Annotated in this window: 20 protein-coding genes; 5 read left to right on the top strand and 15 right to left on the bottom strand. The window is 69.5% G+C overall.

Going from position 1 to position 18,980, the window contains the following annotated elements; translation table 11 throughout:
* Positions 1–32 precede the first annotated feature (32 nt).
* On the bottom strand, positions 33–1,571 hold the full coding sequence (locus OG226_RS46785) for an AMP-binding protein (RefSeq protein ID WP_329352611.1): 1,539 nt from the start codon (positions 1,569–1,571) through the stop codon (positions 33–35).
* 64 nt (positions 1,572–1,635) lie between these two features.
* Here OG226_RS46785 and OG226_RS46780 point away from each other — a divergent pair, with 64 nt between their 5' ends.
* The 3 genes from OG226_RS46780 to OG226_RS46770 are packed head-to-tail and all read left to right on the top strand — an operon-like array spanning position 1,636 to position 4,205.
* On the top strand, positions 1,636–2,676 hold the full coding sequence (locus OG226_RS46780) for a ferredoxin--NADP reductase (protein ID WP_329352609.1): 1,041 nt from the start codon (positions 1,636–1,638) through the stop codon (positions 2,674–2,676).
* Positions 2,677–2,680: 4 nt separating this feature from the next.
* Positions 2,681–3,400: an enoyl-CoA hydratase/isomerase family protein gene (locus OG226_RS46775; protein ID WP_329352607.1), complete on the top strand. Its 720-nt coding sequence runs from the start codon at positions 2,681–2,683 to the stop codon at positions 3,398–3,400.
* Entirely contained in the window at positions 3,393–4,205 is an 813-nt protein-coding gene (locus OG226_RS46770; protein ID WP_329352606.1) for an alpha/beta hydrolase fold domain-containing protein, read from the top strand. Before OG226_RS46775 ends, OG226_RS46770 begins: the two co-directional genes overlap by 8 nt.
* On the opposite strand, the gene OG226_RS46765 is transcribed toward OG226_RS46770, so the two are convergent.
* From OG226_RS46765 to OG226_RS46700, 14 genes are all read right to left on the bottom strand, one after another.
* Complete coding sequence (locus OG226_RS46765) at positions 4,171–4,743, bottom strand: TetR/AcrR family transcriptional regulator (protein WP_328685597.1); 573 nt, start codon at positions 4,741–4,743, stop codon at positions 4,171–4,173. The two genes, OG226_RS46770 and OG226_RS46765, sit on opposite strands and share 35 nt — an antisense overlap.
* A gap of 210 nt (positions 4,744–4,953) precedes the next feature.
* Positions 4,954–5,265, bottom strand: coding sequence for a DUF1330 domain-containing protein (locus OG226_RS46760; protein ID WP_329352605.1), 312 nt, complete (start codon positions 5,263–5,265; stop codon positions 4,954–4,956).
* A 15-nt stretch (positions 5,266–5,280) separates the two neighbouring features.
* Positions 5,281–5,472 (bottom strand): ferredoxin, encoded by a 192-nt coding sequence (locus OG226_RS46755; protein WP_329352603.1) that lies wholly within the window; start codon positions 5,470–5,472, stop codon positions 5,281–5,283.
* Positions 5,469–6,788, bottom strand: coding sequence for a cytochrome P450 (locus OG226_RS46750; RefSeq protein ID WP_328685594.1), 1,320 nt, complete (start codon positions 6,786–6,788; stop codon positions 5,469–5,471). Before OG226_RS46750 ends, OG226_RS46755 begins: the two co-directional genes overlap by 4 nt.
* Before the next feature lie 79 nt (positions 6,789–6,867).
* Positions 6,868–7,719, bottom strand: coding sequence for an NAD(P)-dependent oxidoreductase (locus tag OG226_RS46745; protein WP_329352602.1), 852 nt, complete (start codon positions 7,717–7,719; stop codon positions 6,868–6,870).
* Positions 7,719–8,366 carry a DoxX family membrane protein gene (locus OG226_RS46740; protein WP_329352601.1) on the bottom strand — a complete coding sequence of 216 codons (648 nt, stop codon included), beginning with the start codon at positions 8,364–8,366 and terminating at the stop codon, positions 7,719–7,721. The genes OG226_RS46745 and OG226_RS46740 overlap by 1 nt, the downstream gene beginning before the upstream one ends.
* Complete coding sequence (locus OG226_RS46735) at positions 8,363–9,295, bottom strand: alpha/beta hydrolase (protein WP_329352600.1); 933 nt, start codon at positions 9,293–9,295, stop codon at positions 8,363–8,365. Before OG226_RS46735 ends, OG226_RS46740 begins: the two co-directional genes overlap by 4 nt.
* Positions 9,292–10,953, bottom strand: coding sequence for a thiolase C-terminal domain-containing protein (locus OG226_RS46730; protein ID WP_329352599.1), 1,662 nt, complete (start codon positions 10,951–10,953; stop codon positions 9,292–9,294). Before OG226_RS46730 ends, OG226_RS46735 begins: the two co-directional genes overlap by 4 nt.
* A complete protein-coding gene (locus OG226_RS46725; protein ID WP_329352598.1) occupies positions 10,950–12,326 on the bottom strand; it encodes a cytochrome P450 in 1,377 nt (458 codons plus the stop codon). The genes OG226_RS46730 and OG226_RS46725 overlap by 4 nt, the downstream gene beginning before the upstream one ends.
* A 35-nt stretch (positions 12,327–12,361) precedes the next feature.
* A complete protein-coding gene (locus tag OG226_RS46720) occupies positions 12,362–12,556 on the bottom strand; it encodes a ferredoxin (protein WP_327406534.1) in 195 nt (64 codons plus the stop codon).
* Positions 12,557–12,610: 54 nt separating this feature from the next.
* Complete coding sequence (locus OG226_RS46715; protein WP_328685588.1) at positions 12,611–13,978, bottom strand: ABC transporter substrate-binding protein; 1,368 nt, start codon at positions 13,976–13,978, stop codon at positions 12,611–12,613.
* A 41-nt stretch (positions 13,979–14,019) separates the two neighbouring features.
* Positions 14,020–15,225: a CaiB/BaiF CoA transferase family protein gene (locus OG226_RS46710; protein ID WP_329352597.1), complete on the bottom strand. Its 1,206-nt coding sequence runs from the start codon at positions 15,223–15,225 to the stop codon at positions 14,020–14,022.
* Positions 15,222–16,661 carry an aldehyde dehydrogenase family protein gene (locus OG226_RS46705; protein WP_329352596.1) on the bottom strand — a complete coding sequence of 480 codons (1,440 nt, stop codon included), beginning with the start codon at positions 16,659–16,661 and terminating at the stop codon, positions 15,222–15,224. The genes OG226_RS46710 and OG226_RS46705 overlap by 4 nt, the downstream gene beginning before the upstream one ends.
* Complete coding sequence (locus OG226_RS46700) at positions 16,658–17,389, bottom strand: SDR family oxidoreductase (RefSeq protein ID WP_262062210.1); 732 nt, start codon at positions 17,387–17,389, stop codon at positions 16,658–16,660. Before OG226_RS46700 ends, OG226_RS46705 begins: the two co-directional genes overlap by 4 nt.
* A 236-nt stretch (positions 17,390–17,625) precedes the next feature.
* Here OG226_RS46700 and OG226_RS46695 point away from each other — a divergent pair, with 236 nt between their 5' ends.
* On the top strand, positions 17,626–18,330 hold the full coding sequence (locus OG226_RS46695) for an SDR family NAD(P)-dependent oxidoreductase (protein WP_329352595.1): 705 nt from the start codon (positions 17,626–17,628) through the stop codon (positions 18,328–18,330).
* Positions 18,327–18,980 carry a carboxymuconolactone decarboxylase family protein gene (locus OG226_RS46690; RefSeq protein ID WP_329352594.1) on the top strand — a complete coding sequence of 218 codons (654 nt, stop codon included), beginning with the start codon at positions 18,327–18,329 and terminating at the stop codon, positions 18,978–18,980. Before OG226_RS46695 ends, OG226_RS46690 begins: the two co-directional genes overlap by 4 nt.

Raw genomic sequence — 18,980 nt, 5'->3', positions numbered from 1 at the left:
ATCCTCCTTCGCAGATTGCGAGAATCATATTCTCACTCTTGATGGGCGGCAATGTTCTTGCGAAGAACGAACTTCTGGACCTTGCCGCTGGCGGTTCGCGGGAAGTCCTCGACGAAGTGCAGTTCCTCCGGCCACTTCTGACGGGCCAGGCCCGCCGCGGCGAAGTGGGCGCGCAGGTCGTCGAGGGTGGGTTCGGGATGGCCGGGCCGCAGTCGCACGACGGCTGCCGCGTGCTCGCCGAGGCGTGCGTCCGGGGCGGCCACGACCGCGGCCTCGGCGACGGCCGGCAGGGCGAGGAGAACCTCCTCCACCTCCAGGGCGCCGATGTTCTCGCCACCGCGGATGATGATGTCCGCCTTGCGGTCGGTGATGGTCAGGTAGCCGTCCTCGTCGAACTCACCGATGTCGCCGGTGCGGTACCAGCCGTCCGCGTCGAAGGCCAGCTCAGTGAGGGCCTCGTCGGTGTAGCCGAGGCACAGGTCCGGGCCGCGGCTGAGGATCTCGCCGTCCTCCGCGAGGCGGATCTCCACTCCGGCCAGCGCGTCCCCGTCGGTGTAGAGCCGTTTGTCCTCGGGCGCGGTGTGGGCCGAGGCGGTGATCGAGGGGTGCTCGGTGCTGCCGTAGGCGCGGAAGACTGTGATGCCGAGGTCCGCGAGGCGTCTGGTCACCGCGTTCGGTACGGCCGCGCCGCCGAGCCCCGCGTACTTCATGCGGGCCAGGTGGTTGGGCGTGAAGTCGGGGTGGTCGAGGAGGCTCGTCATGTAGTAGGCGGCGCCGCCTCCCACGGTGAGTCCGTCGCGGGCCATCAACTCCAGGGCGAGGCCCGGGTCCCAGGTGTCGGCGAGGTTCACCGGGCTGCCGTCGAGGACGGGGATCAGGAAGGCGTTCACCATGCCGATGAAGTGGCCGACGGGCGCGGAGGTGAGCTGGTCGCCCCGGTCGGGCGGGTAACGGCCGGCCAGCTGGCGGGTCTCGAAGCCCAGGGTGCGGTGGCTGTGCACAACTCCCTTGGGGTCGCGGGTCGTTCCCGAGGTGAAGGCGATCAACGCGGGTCGGGACGGGTCCGTCGGTACGACGCCGACGAGCGGTTCGTCGGCGAGCAGCTCGTCGAAGTCCCGCCCCACGACGCCGACCACGGGGATCTTCGCGCTCAGCTCGGGGTCGTGGCGCAGATGCCCGAACCGTTCGGCGGTGACGAAGACCTTGGGCCGGACCGTGTCCAGGATGTAGCCGACCTCCTTGCGTCCGTAGAAGTGGACGATCGGCACCACGACCGCGCCGAGGAACGCCGACGCCCAGAAGACCGCCGCCGCCTCCATCCAGTTGGGCAGTTGGAGGGCCACGACGTCACCGGGGCCGATGCCCCGGTCGCGCAGTCCGGCGGCCAGTCGACGGGCGGTCGACTCGACCTCGGCGAAGGTCCCTTCCCAGGGGCGTACCGCCGAGTGCACGCGGAACCCGGCCCCCGGGGCGGCCGTCAGTCCCCGCGTCAGCAGGTCACCGATCGTCTCACTGGTCCACCAGCCCTCCGCCTCATAGCGGTTGACGAGTTCAGCGGGGATCGTTCGCACGACAGGAACTTCCTCTCGTCATTGAGAATTGCACTCTCTCAGAGCGAGAAGGTAAATTCCACACATGGGACGAGACCACGGGTTCCACCCGGTGCGGATCACACGGATCATCCAGGAGACGCCCGACACACGGACGTACGTACTCGACGCGCCCTTCCCGTACCGGGCGGGCCAGTTCGTGACGATCAAGGCGTGTGGCACGCTGCGCAGTTACTCCATGTCCAGTTCGCCGGAGACGGACGCCGAGCTGATGACGACGGTGAAGCGGGTTCCGGGGGGTCTGGTGTCCAACTGGATGCACGACCATCTCGCGCCCGGCGATGTCGTCGAAACCACGCTGCCAGCTGGGGTGTTCTGCCTGCGGGAGGGCGACGGGGCAGGCGGGGTACGGGAGTTGGCCGCTCCGGTGGTGGCGTTCTGCGGGGGCAGCGGGATCACGCCGATCCTGTCGCTCGCGAAGTCGGCGCTGGCCGGCAGCGGGCGCCCGGTGCGGGTCCTGGCCGCCGACCGGGACGCCGGTTCCGTCATCTTCTCCGCCGCGCTGGGCGAGTTGACCGAGCGGTACCCGGACCGGTTCGAGGTCCGGCACCACCTCGACGACAGACAGGGGTTCGCCACCGCGGACCAGGTACGGGAGTTCGCGGGCGACACCACGGAGGCGGATTTCTACCTCTGCGGGCCCGCGCCCTTCATGGACCTGGTGGAGAACGCGCTTCTCGCCCACGGAGTCGCCCCCGAGCGGATCTTCGTCGAGCGGTTCGCGCAGACCGCCGCCGATCGCCCGCTCCGGGAGAACCCCGAGCAGGAACCGGAGGAGCTGCCCGAACACGACAGCACCCTCACGCTCGTGCTCTCCGGCAAACGGCACACGCTCGCGCAGCGCTCCGGCGAGACGTTCCTGGAGAGCGCCCGAAGGGCTGGTCTGGCCCCGCCGTTCTCCTGCGAGGCCGGCAACTGCGCCACCTGCATCGCCCACGTCACCGAGGGCGAGGCCAAGATGCGCGTCAACAACGCGCTCGACGACGACGAGATCGCCGAGGGCTGGGTCCTGACCTGCCAGGGCGAGCCGACCACACCGCACGTCACCGTCGAATACGAGGACTGAGGCCATGGACGTAGATCTCGAACTCGACGAGGGCCTGGCGGTCGTCACCATCGACCGACCGCACGCCCGCAACGCCATCGCCCCGACCACGATGGACGAACTGGACAAGGCTCTCGACGCGGCCGCGGGCGCCAAGGCCCTGGTCATCACGGGTGCCGGCGACCGGGCGTTCGTCTCCGGCGGGGACCTGAAACAGCTGAGTGCGATCCGGACCGAGGAGGACGCGATGGCCATGGCCCTGCGGATGAGGGGGATCTGCGATCGCATCGCGGCCTTCCCCGGACCGGTGATCGCCGCTTTGAACGGCCACGCGTTCGGCGGCGGCGCCGAGGTCGCGGTGGCCGCCGACATCCGGGTCGCCGCCGACGACATCAGGATCGGCTTCAACCAGGTCGCCCTGGCCATCATGCCCGCGTGGGGCGGCGCCGAGCGTCTGGCCCAACTGGTCGGCAGGGGGAGGGCGTTGATGCTGGCCGGTGCCGGGACGGTTCTCGACGCGGCCGAGGCCCAGCGCGTCGGGCTGCTCGAACTGGTGCTGCCCCGCGCCGAGTTCGCCGAGGGCTGGCGCACGCTGGCCAGATCCCTCGCGACCAATCCGGCGCGGGAGATCAAACGTGTGATGAGCGGAGCCGTTCCGGAGGAGGAGGCGGCCCGCGCGTTCGCCCGCCTCTGGGTGTCCGACGAGCACTGGCAGGCAGCGGAGAAGGTGATGTCCCGTGGGTGACACACGAGTTGGGGCGACCGGAGCGAGCGCCGACCTGAACGGCACCGACCTGACCGACGTACGGGCGGACACGGACCGTGCGGCGGCCGGTGACGGGCGGGTGCGGGTCGAGTCGAGCCCGGTGGGGCCGATCGTACGGCCGCCGGACGCGAGCGATCTCGTCGTCCTGTATCTGCACGGGGACCGGCAGTTGTCGGGTTCGCCGGAGTCGGCGGTGGACCTGGCCGAGCGACTCGCCCTGCGGACAGGGGCAGTTGTGGTGTGCCCGCGCTATCGGTCGTCGTTCCCGGGGGCGTTGGACGACGTGCACGCCGTGTACAGCTCGTGTCAGGCGCGTGGTCCGGTCGCGTTGGCCGGTGAGCGGTTGGGTGCCGGGCTCGCAGCCTCGCTGCTGGTGCGGCTGCGGGACATGGGGGCGCCGGAGCCGGACTGTGCGGTGCTGATCTCGGCGCTGCTCGATCTGACGTTGGACGCGCCGAGTCTGCTGTTCAACGCGGCTGCCGACCCGGGCTTCGACATCGACGAACTCCGGTTGCACGCGGCCCGGTTCGCGGGCGGCGCCGACCGGACCAACCCGCTGCTGAGCCCGCTGCACGCCAATCTGCACGGGCTGCCGCCGATCCAGCTCCTGGTCGCCGGTACCGATCCGCTGCTGGACGACTCCCTGTCGTTCGCCGCCCGCGCGGCCCACTCCGGGGTCACGGTGGATCTCCGGGTACGGCCGGACGCGGTGAGTCTGCATCCGGAGAGCGTCACGGCGATGGCCGATTTCATACAGGCGTGGGCCCGAGCAGCACGCCCATGACATCGCGGATGATCTCCGGGTAGTCGGTCCGCTCCTCGTCGAGCATCCACTGCTGCTGGACCCCTTCGAGCATCGCCACCACGGCGGTGGCGGCGGCCCGGGGGGTCAGGCCGCTGGGTACGCGGTCGCCGTAGAGCGCGGTGAGGTGCTCGACGGTGTGGTCCTGGATCGCCCGATAGTAGTCGTGGCAGAACCGCTGTGCCTCGTCGCTGCCGGTGACGCCCTCGGCCACGAGAACGCTGTGTATCTGGGCGAGACCGGGATTCTTGTGATCGTAGGTGATGACCTCGGCGAGCAGACCGGGCAGGTCCTCGCCGGCGTCCGCGTGGAGGGCGGCCAGGTGTTCGCGGGCGAGGTCCTCGCGGAGCTGGACGAGGGCGAGGAGAAGCCGCTTCTTGCTGGGGAAGTAGTGCAGGACACCCTGCCGGGTCAGGCCGGCCCGCTCGGCCACGGCGTCGATGGATGCCTTCTTGTAGCCCCGCTCGGTGAACACCCCCAGCGCGGCGACAAGAATCTCCTCGTGTCGGGCCGTCGTCATTGAGCACCCCTTCCACCCCGGCAACACCCAGGTGACATTACGGTTGCCGTCGCGATCGGGCGACCCTTCCGGCCATCACGGACCCGTTGACCGTACGACGGCGCCGGGACCGGTCGGCGCGCCCGGAAGGGTGTCGAGAGGGTGGGCGTACGCGGAACGGGCCGCCGGCAGCAGCCGGGGCCCGGTGACAACACGCCGGACAGTGCCTTGTCACGCGCCTCGGGACGGCTGCTCGAAGCCCGCGATGATCACGACGTTCGTGTCGGCCGCGGCCTGCCGCAGGGGCCTCGCCCGCTCGTACGCCTCCGACTCGTACCACGCACGTGCGGCTTCGGCACTCTCGAATTCGAGAACGACGGTCCGGTCGCCGTGCCACTCGCCTTCGAGGAGCTGCGGCCGGCCGTCGACCGCCAGGACGGACGCGCCGCCCTCGGCCATCGACGGACCGGCCGCCCGACTGTAGACGTCCATCCCGGCCGGGTCGTTGATGGACTCGGTCAGGATGACGTACCCCTTGGGCATCCGGTTCTCCTCAGCTCACTGGCTCACTGTGATCGCGCGTTCGGGGCAGCTGGCGATGGCCGTGCGGACCTGGTCCTCGTACTCGGCGGGGACATCGGGGGTCAGCACCTCGGCGTAACCGTCGTCGGTCAGGTCGAACACCTCGGGGCAGATCGACCAGCAGATCCCGTGACCCCGGCAACGGTCCGTGTCGACGACGGCTTTCATCGGGCGGCCCCCTTGGACCCCTCGGACCCCTCGGCCTTCTCAGGCTCCTCGGCGAGCGTGAACTCCAGGTTGAGATGGGTGAGTCCGCGCAGGATGTACGTCGGCAGGTAACGGAAGTTCCGCGCGTCGGCAGGGCCGTGCGCGCTCTCCGAGATCCTGATGTCCGTCGTGCGGTCGAGCATGCGCTCGATGCCCACCCGGCCCTCGGCGCGGGCCAGCGGGGCGCCGGGGCAGGTGTGGGGGCCGCGACCGAACGCGAGGTGGTGGCGGGCGTTGGCGCGGGCCGGGTCGAAGACCTCCGGGTCCTCGAAGTGGCGCGGGTCGCGGTTCGCGGCGCCGTTGAGGACCATGACGGTGGTGCCGGCCGGGATGTCGACGCCGCCGACCGTGGAGGGAACGCGGGACAGCCGGAAGTCGCCCTTGATGGGGCTCTCCGTGCGCAGCACCTCCTCGACGAAGTTCGGGATGCGGTCGCGCTCGGTGCGCAACAGGTGCTGCAGATCGGGGTCTTCGGCGATCATCTTGAGCGCGTTGCTCAGCAGTCGGACGGTGGTCTCCTGGCCGGCCGCGAAGAGGTTGGTGGCGACGCGCGCCACGTCGGCGACGTCGGGGGTCGAGCCGTCGGGGAACTTCGCGGTGGCGAGACCCGTGATCACGTCCTCGCGGGGCTCGCGGCGGCGCTCCTCGACGTAGGCCGAGAACTGCCCGTACAGGTACTCCAGCGGCGAGTGCGCCACCTCGCCGTCCGTGCTCCCGATGCCGCCTCGCGGCTGGTGCTCCAGGCCCTCCACGAACGTGTTGCGGTCCTCGTCGGGCACGCCGAGCAGATCGGCGATGACCCGCAGGGTGAAGGGACCGGCGAACCCGCTGATGAAGTCGCCCTCGCCGGCGGCGAGATACGCGTCCAGCTGGGCGTCGGCGAGGTGCCACATGGACGCCTCGTTCTCCTTGAGGCGGCGCGGGGTGATCAGCCGCATCAGCAGTCCGCGGTGGTCCGTGTGCGTGGGGGCGTCGAGCGTCGGCAACTGGTCGCTCATCGGGAGCTGGTCGCGGTACTGCTCGATCAGCGCGCTCACGTCGTCGCCGACGAGCGGAACCGGGAAGCCGGGGAAGGGGCCGGTCACCGAGAGACAGGACGAGAACGTGTCGGGGTCGTTGAGGACCTGGATCGCCTCGTCGTACCCGGTCACCATCGTCACGTCGTGGTGGCTCTCGCGTTGCACCGGGCACTTCCCGCGCAGGGCCGCCAAGTAGGGGTAGGGGTCCGCGACGACTTCGTCGTCCTGGAAGAAGTCGATCGCCTCGAAGTCCTTCACGGTGCGTACGGTTCCCTTCCGTCACCAGTCTGACGACGAGCGACGTTATCAATATTCTCCGTTGGCGAGAAGCTCGTTTTCACTTTCCTGGAACGGGAGTTGGGGATGTCGTCAGGCGCCCCTGGCCCATGCGGTCGAGGGCCGCGTCGGCTGCCGTCAGGACGGTGCCCGTCGGGGCGCCCGCCGTGTCGGCGAGGTCGGCCAGCAGCCTCACGTCCTTACGGAGCAGCGGTCCGGCACGTTCGGCGAGACGGTCGAGCGTGCCGCCCGCGGCCCGCACCCGGTCGAGCGCGAAACTCGATCCACTGCCGTGCAGGACGACTTCGGCGAGGGCGCCACGGTCGATGCCGAACCCCGGCGCCAGAGCGAGTGTGTCGGCCGCGGTCGCCAAGTTGGCGGTGAACAAAAGGTTGTTGAGGAGTTTGGCGATCTGTCCCGAGCCGAGCGACCCCATGTGGACGACCGGATCGCCGAACGTCTCGAACACCTTCCGGCAGTAGGCGACCGTGCCGGACTCGCCGCCCGCCATCACCAGCAGCCGGCCCTCGGCCGCCGCCTGTCCGCCTCCGCTGACGGGGGCGTCGACCACGGAGACACCGTGCACCTGGGCGCGTTCGGCGAGCCGCCGGCAGGTGTCGGGGTGAACGGTGCTGTGCACGGCGATCACCCCGCCCCGGCGCAGACCTCTCAGCACTCCCTGCTCACCCGTGACGACCTGCTCGACATCGGCGTCGTCCACGACACAGACGCACACCAGGTCGCTGGCGGCGGCCAGTTCGACGGGCGACGTGGCCCGCTGCGCCGCCGTGTCCGCGAACGCGGCGAGCGTGGCCGGGCGGCGCGCCCAGAGCGTCGTGGCGAAACCCGCCTCGACGATCCGGCGCGCCATGGGAGCGCCCTGGTTGCCCAGCCCGATGAATCCGACACGCATCAGCGGGCCTCCTGCTCGACGGACTCGGGGGTGTTCTCGGGCTTCGGCGGGGACGGCATCGCGTCGGGGCCCGGCTCGGCCACGCTCTGCGGCTCGGCGTCAGCCTCAGGCTCGGCTCCCGCCTCCGCGCCCACCTCAGACTCGGCGTCACCCTTCGGCTCCGGTCGCCAGAACGTGCCCAGCAGTCCCCCGGTCGCCGCCCCGGCCGCGCCCAGCGCGATGCCGCCGCCGGTCCAGCCGGTGAGGTCGATGCCGACCGCGTGGTCGAGGGACCAGCGGCCGGGGCCCAGTACCGCGAGGGCCAGGGCGACGACGGCGAGCGTGAGGACGTACTCGTAGCCGTCCTTGAAGACGAAGAAGCCGTTGGGCCGGTGGGCGAGCAGCCCCGCGACCAGCATCACGGAGATCACGGCGGCGCAGGCCAGCGGGGTGAGCAGGCCCAGGACGAGGAGAACGCCCGCGCCGACCTCGGTGAGCACGCTCGCCCAGGCCTGCAACACGCCCTGTCTCAGGCCGAGTCCGGTGAACCAGCGGGCGGTGCCCTCGATGCGGCCGCCGCCCCGCCAGTGGTTCAGCCCGTGCATGATCATGATCAGCCCTACGACTACGCGTACGAGCAGCAGTACCGCGACGTCGGCGTCACTCATCCGGCCCTCCTCGGCAGACGGTCGATCCCGTCGTTGTCGTATCCGCCGTTCTCGGATGCGAGAACGCACTCCTCGACGAACGAGAGGATCTTCAGGTGGTATCCGGTCGCGGTGTGCCCGATGCTCAAGTTGTGGCCGCTGTCGGCCTGTTCGTCGGTGACGACCCGCGGGGAGTCGGTGAACAGGCTCGCGATGTCGGCCATGGACTCGGGCCCGGAGCTCCACACGCGTTCGTGGTCGCCGAGCGTGTAGTGGACGGGAATCCGTACGCGGGCGGCGACTTCGGCGAACTCCCGTGGCCAGCGGCGGGCCACGATGGACTCGTACGGCGGACCCGGCGACTGGATGCGGGGCGCCCCGATGACCTCGTCCGGGTACAGGCGCGACGGTTCCCACAGCAGGTCGCGCAGCCCGGGTCCGGATCGTCGCGGCACGGCCGGGTCTCGCCGCCGGAAGTCGAGGATCTCGACGGCGCCGAGAGCGTGGTGGCGTCCGGTACCGGCGATCTCCAGGCCGAGAAGGTCGTTCCGGCGTTCGTCGCCGGCCATGTGCACACCCAGGGCGCAGCCGATCGAGTGCGCCCAGAGGAACAGTCCCGCTCCGCGTGGACGCGTGGCGAGCAGCCGGTCCACCGCGGCGTAGGCGAGGTCGACGCGCCGCGCGGGGGACGCCATGGTCTCGCTGTGCGGAGCCGAACTGCCGTATCCCGGGCGGTCGATGGCGACGACGGTGAAGTCCAGTGCCGCCGCGGTGCGCAGGAGGGACAGCCGGGGCTGGTCCGGGTAGTCGAAGTAGCCCGCCGTCACCGCTCCCCCGTGCAGGGCGACGACGACCGCGCGCGGGTTGCGGACCTCGCACAGCAGCCCGGACATGGGGATGCCGTCGACATCGACGACGCGTGAAACGACTTCCGTGGTACGGGAGTTCATCCGTCCGCCCGGAAGAGGATGACGCCGCTCGGGGTGAGTCCGCCACTGCTCGCCACCGCGACCCGTGCGCCGGGAATCTGGCGTGCCCCGGCCGCGCCGCGCAATTGGGTGATCGCCTCGTGGACCAGTCCCATGCCGTGGGTGCGGCCGTGGGAGAGCTGTCCGCCGTGGGTGTTCAGGGGCAGTACGCCATCCCGTGCGATGTTCTTGCCTCCGTCCAGGAAGTCCTTGGACTCCCCGATACCGCAGAACCCCAACCCCTCCAGCCAGGAGAGGCAGTTGAAGGTGAAGCCGTCGTACAGCTCGGCCACGTCGACGTCTTCGGGGCGCAGCGTGGTGCGTGACCACAAGTGGGCTGATTGGCCGAGGACTTGGGGTTCGTGGGTGAGCGTGCTCTGGTCCCATTCGAGCCGTTCCAGGATCTGGGTGCCGACTGCCTCGACGAAGACAGGCGGTTGGGCGAGGTCCCGGGCCGCGTCCACCGCCGACACGATCACCGCGACCGCCCCGTCACAGGGAACGTCACAGTCGTAGAGGCCGAACGGGGTGGTGATCGGGCGGGCGTTGAGGTAGTCGTCCATCGTCATCGGATCGCGGTAGACAGCCGTGGGGTTGAGTGCCGCGTTGGCCCGCTGGTTGAGGGCGATCCAGCCGAGGGTCTCGCGGGTGGTCCCGTAGCGGTGGAAGTGGCGTTGGGCGTTCTGGGCGAGGGTGTGGGCGGCCGAGACGGCTCCGAACGGTTTCATCCAGCCGTCCACTGCGCGCGGCGGGTCCTGGGCGATCCGGCCCCGGCGCACGAGGTCGCCGTAGGACGCCTCCCACACCGTGCGGAAGCACAACACATGGCGGGCCAGGCCGCCGGCGACGGCGAGCATCGCGGAGATGAGTGAGCCGCAGGGGCCGAAGGTCTCGCTGCCGCCGTTGTACCAGGTCGGTTCCAGGCCGAGGGCCGACTCCAGGGCGGTCACGCCTCCTTCGCCGAAGCCGCCGTATGCGGCACCGGCGCCCGGGTAGGTGGCCAGGCCGTCGATGTCGTCGACGGTGAGGCCGGCGTCGGCGATGGCGCGTTCGCAGGCCTGGACGGTCAGTGACACCGGGGGGACCAGAAGTCGGCGGCCGATCTCGGACATGCCGATGCCGGTGATCGCGACCTTGTCCTCGAACTTCTCCGTGGTCACCATCGGCCGTACGCGGCGGGCTAGTTGACGGGTGTCGACCTCGGCGAGCGGCAGGGGGTCGGTGGCCGGGTGGTCGCGGGCGGGACGGAAGAGGGGCAGCCAGGCGTCCTCGACCTGTTCGAAGACCACCTCCATTCGCATGCCCAACCGCAGCTCGTCCGGGGCGCATTGGACGGTGTTGGTGGTGAGTCGGACCCGGGGGTCCTCCTCCAGGGCGACCTGGGCCACAACGTAGGGCGCGGGCAGGCCGGGCAGGGCGAAGCGGTGGTTGACGGTGAAGCCGATCAGCGTCGCGTGGCCGGACACGGCCCGGACGCCCATGTCATGGCCGTTGCAATACCGGCAGACCGGCTGCGGTGGGTGGATGAGGGCCGCGCAGGACCCGCACTCCGCCACCCGCAGCCGGCCGTCGGCGCCGGAGGTCCAGAAGAACGCGTTCTCCTCCGTGATCACCGGCCCGGGGCGCAGATGGTCCGTCATGTGTCGATCCGGGCCGTGGACTTGCGGACGGTGACCGGTTCGGCGAGGCGCTGTTCTTCGCAGACCTTCTGGAGTTCGACGAGGGTCTCGTCGAGTCCGGCGCCGAGCCGCGGGCCGGGGGTGAAGGTCGCGGGGAGGTGGCGCATGCCCTGGATGACGCCGATGGTCTCATAGTGGACGGCGCCTTCGGGGTCGCACTCGTAGTCGGGCATCCGGTCGAGTACGGCTGTCACCATCCGTTTGAACACCGTGCGGGCCACGTTGGAGCCGATGCAGCGGTGGATGCCGAGGCCGAAGCTGCTGTGCCGGTTGCCCTTTCGTTCCATGTCGATGCGGTCCGGGTCGGGGAAGACCGACGGGTCGCGGTTGGCCATCGCCCAGGACAGCCAGAGGCGTTCGCCCTCCTTGAACTCGGTGCCGGCGATCTCGCAGTCGGCGGTGATGGTGCGGCCGTCACCGGGAGCGGGGGTGTAGAAGCGCAGGAACTCCTCGGTCGCGGAGTCCAGCAGAGTCTTGCGGTCGCGGCTCAACCGGGCTCGTTCGTCGGAGTGTTGGGATAGCCATTCGAGGGAATGGGCGGTGAGCGCAGTCGTGGTGTCGAAGCCGCCGCCGATCAACAGGGCGCACACGCCGAGGAGTTCGCTGTCGTCGGGGTTGCGGCCGTTGATGTCGGCGCGGACCAGCGCGTCCACCAGGCCCGGGCGGGGGTTTCGACGGATCTCCGCGAGCTGGGCCATGAGGTCCATGCCCATCTTGCGGCTCAGGTCCAACACCCTTTGCATGTCGGGTGAGTTGGGCGGGGTGTAGACGGAGGCGTGGGCCGGTTCGTTGTAGATGGTCCAGTGCTCCAGCGGGATGCCCATCATCGCCAGGGTGAGCACGGCGGGGACGATGTTGGCGAGGTCGTCGACGAAGTCGATGTGCCCGGACTCGATCTTCTCGTCGATGCCGGCGCGGACGACCTCGTCGACGAACGGGATCCAGCGCTGGATCGCCGCCGGCGACAGATACGGGTTGAGGGTCTGCCGGTAGTACCGCTGGTCCGGCGGGTCCATCTCCAGGAACCCGCCCCGGCCTTTCCGCTCGGGGGGCGGCGCGGGGATGGAGATGCCGTTGTATCCGCGCCGCTCCCCTTTGACGTCATGGTCGTTGGAGAGGAACTCCGCGGACCGCGCGAGTTCGAAGACCTCACGGTTGCCGCTGGCGACCCAGTGGCCGCCGTGGGTCTCCGTCCAGGCGATCGGGCACTGTCCGTGCAGCTCGTGGGTGATGTCCTCGAACCGGTCGCGGTAGTCGGGTGTGTGCCGGTCGAAGTGCACCTGAGGGTGCTTGCGGCCGGCGTCGTCGTCGACGGCCACGTCTTCCGTGGTCATGCGGAGTCCTCTCCTGCTCGGTGGATGAGGTGGGGTCAGGAGATGAGGGAGATCGCCCGCTCCGGACAGGACAGGACCGCCTCGCGGACGGCCGCCTCCTGGTCGGCCGGGACCTCTTCCTCGACGACCGAGGAGTGCCCGTCGATCTCGCTGAGCTCGAAGGTGTCCGGAGCGCGCATCGCGCAGAGCGTGTGGCCCTGACAGCGCTCCGGGTCGACTCGTACCTTCACGGTCCTTCCTTCCTGCCGTGGTGAACGCCGTGGTGAACGGGGTTTCTGGCGTGGCTACTTGAGGTCGGCGAGCGACTTGCCGACGTCGGCCAGCGTCGGCGGCTTGCCGTAGTTGCCCTTGTACTTGTAGACGGGCGCGTCGCAGCGGTAGGCGCCGTCGGTCGGCTTGAAGTCGGCGGGGACCCAGCCGCTGGTGGTGGCCTTCTCGACGTTGAAGCACTTCACGGGCTCGTCAGGCGCGGACAGGTTCACCGGCGCCTGGAGCCCTCCCCCGGTCCACTCGGTCTGCTTCTTGGCATTGGCCAGGACACAACTGCGGGTCAGCTCCGCGCAGTCGCGGGCCGCGCGGGCGAACAGCAGCCAGGTGGAGAAGGCGTGCACGGCGGGCAGGGTGATCTGCGCGTCGGGCGCGTACTTCTTGAACAGGGCGACCATTTCCTTCGTCGCCGGGTTGTCGTCCGCCTTCTCCAGCGGGTAAGTCCCGTCGATGGCTGCGAAGTTGGTCTGCGCGCTCAACGCGGTGTCGGCCAGCTTGAGGAACGCGGGGCCGTAGGCGTTGTTGTTGGCGTCGACCCAGTCGAGCTTGTAGTCGATGTTGGTGAGCGCCTGCTCCAGCTTCGCCAACTGGGTGAAGTCCCCCAGGAAGACGAGTCCCTTGACCTTCTTCGTCTTGATGGACTGGGCGTACGGCGTCCAGTCGGACACGCCCTGCGCGGGGTAGAGGTCGGAGTAGGTGACCTTGCCGCCCATCGCGATGAGGACTTCCTTGTCCTGCGCGGAGAGGACCTTGGTGATGGGCACGTCACCGGAGATGATGCCGACGCCGCTCGCCGACGACGGGTACGCCTCCTTCAACAGCCAGGAGTAGTAGCCCGCGTAGGGCGAGTACCCGTACGAGGCGCCCTGGGTCATCACCTGGAGGTCGGCGCCGATCTCGGAGGTGACCTGTGCCGGGAACTCGGGGAGCAGGCACTTCAGCCGGGTCTTGACGCCGAGGCCGTCGAGGGCGGCGCCGCCGCCGACCTCGAAGAAGTCGGTGCGGCAGGCCGAGATCATCTGCTGGTTGACCTGCATGAGCGCTGAGTCGTGCGTCACGGGTGTGATCTTGCGTCCGTTGATGCCGCCGGCGGCGTTGCACCAGGAGGTGAAGACCTTGGCCGCGTTCTCGAACTCCGGGTTCTTGGTGAACCCGACGTCGCTGAAGACGCCGACCTTGATGTCGGAGCTGGTGACGCCCTGGCTGGTGACGGACTTGGCCGTCCCCTTCCCGCACACGGACTTCAGCGTGCCGAAGTCCGCGGTGGCGGTGTCGGCGGCTCCGGTGGTGGAAGGACTGCTGGTGTCCGCGGACTTGGTGCGGCCGGAGCATCCGGCCGCGGCCGCGAGGGCCAGGACGAGCGCGGGGATGAGCAAGCGTCTCATCGGTTCTCCTCGTTGAGAATGTGAGTCTCGCTGTCGGGTGATCAGGTGACGGCGCCCGCCGCCTTGAGCGCGATGATGCGGTCCCAGTCCAGGCCCAGTTCGAGGAGGATCTCCTCGGTCTGGGCGGCGAACTCGGGTGCGGGCCCGAGTTGTGGGGCCTGCACGTCGAACTGCACGGGGCTGGCGACCAGTTCGAGCTCTCCTGCTCGCAGGAGGTACTCGTTCGCTCTGATCTGCGGGTCGTCGCCCACTTGCAGGGAGTCCTGCACCGGGGCCCACGGCCCGGCCAGGGTGGTGAATCGCCCGCTCCACTCCGCGAGGGTGCGGGTGGCGATGACCTCGCGCAGGATCTTGACGGCCTCCGCCGTGTTGGCCGCGATGTTCTCGGCCGTGTCGAAGCGGGGGTCGTCGGCGAGTTCGGGCCGGTCGATGTGCCGGCACACATCGGCCCAGAACTTGCCGGGCTGCATCATGACGAACGCCAGATGGTGGCCGTCGGAGGTCTCGTACAGCCCGGACAGGGGGTTGGTGACGGAGCCGTGGGTGCCGACGCGCGGCGGGATCCAGGGTTTGCCGAGGTGCAGGGAGAGCGCGGTGGCGTGGCCCATCGCCCACAGTCCGCTGCCGAGCAACGAGACGTCCACGACCGACGGTTCGCCGGTGCGTTCGCGTTTCAGGAGCGCGGCGGCGATGCCGCCGGCGAGGTTGGTGCCGGAGATGGTGTCGCCGTAGGCCGGTGCGGGCGGGTTGATGATGCCGTCGGTGCCCTCGGGGGTGATGCTCGCGGCGGTGCCGGCGCGGGCCCAGAACGCCGTCATGTCGTAGCCGCCCTTCCTCGCTTCCGCTCCGCGTGGGCCGAAGGCGCTGCCCCGGGCGTAGATGATGCGGGGATTGACGCTACGGATGTCGTCGACGTCGATGCCGAACCGCTCCCGGTGACCGGGAAGGAAACTGGTCAGGAACACGTCCGAGCGCCGGGCGAGGTCGTAGAGAACGTCCTTTCCCTCGGGGCGGGAGATGTCGAGGCCGAGGCTGCGCTTGCCGCGGTTGGCGTGCTCGACGTTGGGGTTGGGGTCGCCCTCGACGCGCATCGTGCCGGTCTGGCGGAGACCGCGTTGCGGATCGCCGGTAACGGCGTGCTCGACTTTGATGACGTCCGCTCCCCAGTCGGAGAGGACGGCTCCCGCCGAGGGCACGAAGCCGTACATGGCGACTTCGAGGACGCGGATGCCTTCGAGCGGCATCATGACCGGACCACGACCGCGAACGCCTTGTACTCCAGGAACTCCTCCAGACCGGCCACTCCGCTCTCGCGGCCGATGCCCGACTGCTTGTAGCCGCCGAACGGCACGTCGGCGGCGAAGTAGTTGCCGCCGTTGATGCTGAAGGTGCCGGTGCGGATCCGGCGGGCGAGCGCGATGGCCCGCTCGTCGTCGGCGCTCTGGATGCCGCCGGAGAGGCCGAAGATGGAGTTGTTCGCGATGCGGACGGCGTCGTCATCGTCGTCGTACGCAATCACCACGAGCACCGGGCCGAAGACCTCGTCCTGGGCGATCTCGCTGTCCGGGTCGACGTTGCTGAGGAGAGTCGGCCTGTAGAAGAAGCCGGGATCGATCTTCTCGCCTCCGACAACGAGGTTCGCACCGGCGGCTACGGCCCTCTCGACCATGCCGTCGACCTTCTCGCGCTGGCGCTCGCTGATGAGCGGACCCGCGAAGGTCTTGGGGTCGGCCGGGTCGCCGAGCGGGATGCGGCCGAGGCCTGCCGCCACCATGGCGACGATCTCGTCGTGGTGCTCCCGGGGCACGAGCAGTCGTGAGGTGAGCGCGCAACCCTGCCCGGAGTGGGAGCAGATGGTGCCGGCCGCGAACATGGCGGCGGTGGCGAAGTCGGCGTCGTCCAGGACGATCATGGCGGACTTGCCGCCGAGTTCCAGGAAGACCTTCTTCACCGTGCGGCTCGCGGCCTCCATGATGCGGCGGCCGGTCGCGGTGGAACCGGTGAACGTGATCATGTCGACGTCGGGATGCGTGGTGAGCGTCTCGCCGACGTCGGCACCGGAGGACGTGAGGACGTTTACCACGCCGGGCGGTATGTCCGTGTGCTCGGCGATGAGTTGGCCGAGGAACAGGGTGGTCAGCGGGGTGTCGGGGGCGCCCTTGAGGACGACCGTGCAGCCGGCCGCGAGTGCGGGGGCGAGCTTGGCCAGGGCGAGTTGGTTCGGGTAGTTGTAGGCGATGATCGCCGCGACGACCCCGGCGGCCTCCTTCTCCACCCAGCGCCGGTGACGCTGGCCGCGGCTCTCGGACTCGCCGAGTTCCTCGGTCAGCGGGTACTTGCGCAGCAGGTCCGCGTAGTAGCGCACCAGCTTGACGGGGTCGTCGAGTTGGGGGCCGTAGGTGAGCATGCGGGGTGCGCCGACCTCGGCGATGGTCAGCTCGCGCAGCTCCTCGACGTGGTCGGTGAGCGCCCGGTGCAGCTGGTCGAGACAGCGGATGCGCAGCTGTACGTCGGTGGACCAGGCCGTGGTGTCGAAGGCGGTGCGGGCCGCCGCCACGGCTGTCTCGGCCTGGGCGGTGGTGGCGTCGGGGGCGTGGCCGTAGACCTCGCCGGTCGCGGGATTGAGGGAGGGGAACGTCCGCTCCCCGTCGACAAGTTGGCCGTCGATGAGCAGGCGGGTCACAGCCGCACCACCTGTCCGCCGTCCACGCTGATGGTCTGGCCGGTGAGCCAGCCCGCGTCGTCGGAGAGCAGGAACAGCACGGTGGGGGTCAAGTCGCCGGGGGTGCCCATCCGTTTGATGGCCAAGGCCTGGGTCATCCGCTCCTGGAACTCGACCGGTACGACGGTGGCCGTGGCCTCGGTGTCGGTGGGGCCGGGGGCGATGCCGTTGACGCGGATGCCCCGGCCGCCGAGTTCGGCGGCGAGCGAGGCGGTGAGGTGGTTGATGCCGATCTTGGCCAGGCCGTAGTAGCCGCTCGCCATGTAGGCGGCGGCGGAGGACTGGTTGACGATCGCGGCGCCCTCGGTCAGGTGCGGGACGACGGCCCGCGTGACGTAGAGGGCGCCCATCAGGTTCACCTGGATGAAGCGGTTGAGGTAGTCGAGGTCGACGGTGGTCAGTCCCTCGCGCCGCATGCTGTGGTAGATCGCGGCGTTGTTGATCAGGTAGTCGATGCGGCCGAACTCGGCGACGGTGGCCGCGGCCAGCGCGTCGGCCGAGGCGGGGTCTCCGACGTCGACCTTGACGAAGAGCGCGGAGTCCAGTTCCTTGGCGACCCGCTGTCCCTGCTCCTCGTTGATGTCGGCGACCACGACCCGTGCTCCCTCGGCGGCCAGCGCCCGGGCGTAGTCCTCGCCGATTCCCTGTCCCGCTCCGGTGACGATCGCCACCTTGTCCTGGAACCGCATCCTGTTCTCCTCGCATGGATGGACGGCTTGCTCCAATGAAGCGGAAACTACATTCTCCTTATACGCGAATCAACCATCCGGCAGCGAGAATGTCATCCTGACGACTTGCTGACAGACCCGCGGAGCTCGGCGAACAGCCCCCGCCTGCGCGGGACTTCCGGAAGCACCGGACACGAGAATACGCTTCTCAGATCCGGAAGGGAGATTTTCATGATCGAGACGAAGGGGGTTCCGGTATGAGGACAGCGCTCGTCACAGGCGGCGGCTCCGGCATCGGACAAGCCATCGCACAGCGCCTGGAGGCCGACGGTCTCCAGGTCGCCACCCTCGACCTCAACCCGTCCGACAGGGGCTTCTCCCGGAAGGCCGACGTCTCCGACCGGGCCCAGGTGGACGAGGCACTGGCCGAGATCCGGGAGCAGCTCGGCCCGGTCACGGTCCTGGTCAACGCGGCCGGGACGGAGGGCTACAAGCGCTTCGCCAACCTCACCTTCGAGGCCTGGCAGCGGGTCATCGACGTCAACCTCCACGGCGTCTTCCACTGCGTCCAGGCGGTTCTGCCGGACATGGTGGAGGCCGGCTGGGGCCGGATCGTCAACATCTCCTCGTCCAGCGCACAGTCCGGCCAGCCCTTCATGACGCACTACGTGGCCGCGAAATCGGCGGTCAACGGGCTGACCAAGGCGCTGGCCCTGGAGCTGGGCCCGCAGGGCATCACCGTCAACGCGGTGCCGCCCGGCTTCATCGACACGCCGATGCTGCGCCGCTCGGAGGAGCGCCAACTCCTCGGCGGGACGGTCGAGGAACACATCCAGCGCACTCCGGTACGGCGGGTCGGGCGCCCGGAGGACATCGCCGCGGCCTGCGCCTTCCTCGCCTCCGAGGAGGCCGGCTACATCACCGGCCAGATCCTGGGCGTCAACGGCGGGCGGAACACGTGAGCGGGCGGAGCGAACACCACGGACCCGGCGAGACAGCCACCGAGCACAGCGGACACGGCGAGCGCGGCTCGCACCACGACGCCGCCGCCGAGAACACCGTTCGCATCCCCCCGGTGCCGTACGACGACTGGGACCACGAGCTGTTCTCGGTCATCAGCCATCCCCGGAAGCTGCCGCAGGCCAACGTCCTGGGGATCTTCCAGCGTCATCCGGCGCTGGCCCGGGCGTTCCTGACGTTCAACATGCACCTCAACACCACGACCCTGCCGGTGCGCGTCCGCGAGCTGGCCGTCCTGCGCGTGGCCTGGCGGCGGGGCAGCAGGTACGAGTGGGCGAGTCATGTCCTGATCGCCCGGAAGGCCGGGGTGACCGAGGCCGAGATCGACGAAGTCCGCACGGGCGCCGACACGTTGCTCAACCGGGCGGTGGACGAACTGGACACCGACTCGGGCCTGTCGGACGCGACGTACACCGCCCTCGCCGCCGACCTGGACGAACACCAGCTGATGGACCTGGTGTTCACGATCGGCGCCTACACGATGCTCACGATGGCCCTCAACACCTTCGGCGTGGAACTCGACCCCGTGATCTCGGAAGAGAACTTCAGTTTCCCAAAAAGAGAATGGTATTCTCACAAGCGAGAGGGGTGA

It is taken from the genome of Streptomyces sp. NBC_01261 (assembly GCF_036226385.1).
Classification (GTDB): domain Bacteria; phylum Actinomycetota; class Actinomycetes; order Streptomycetales; family Streptomycetaceae; genus Streptomyces.
This window is presented reverse-complemented; position numbering and strand designations above follow the sequence as displayed.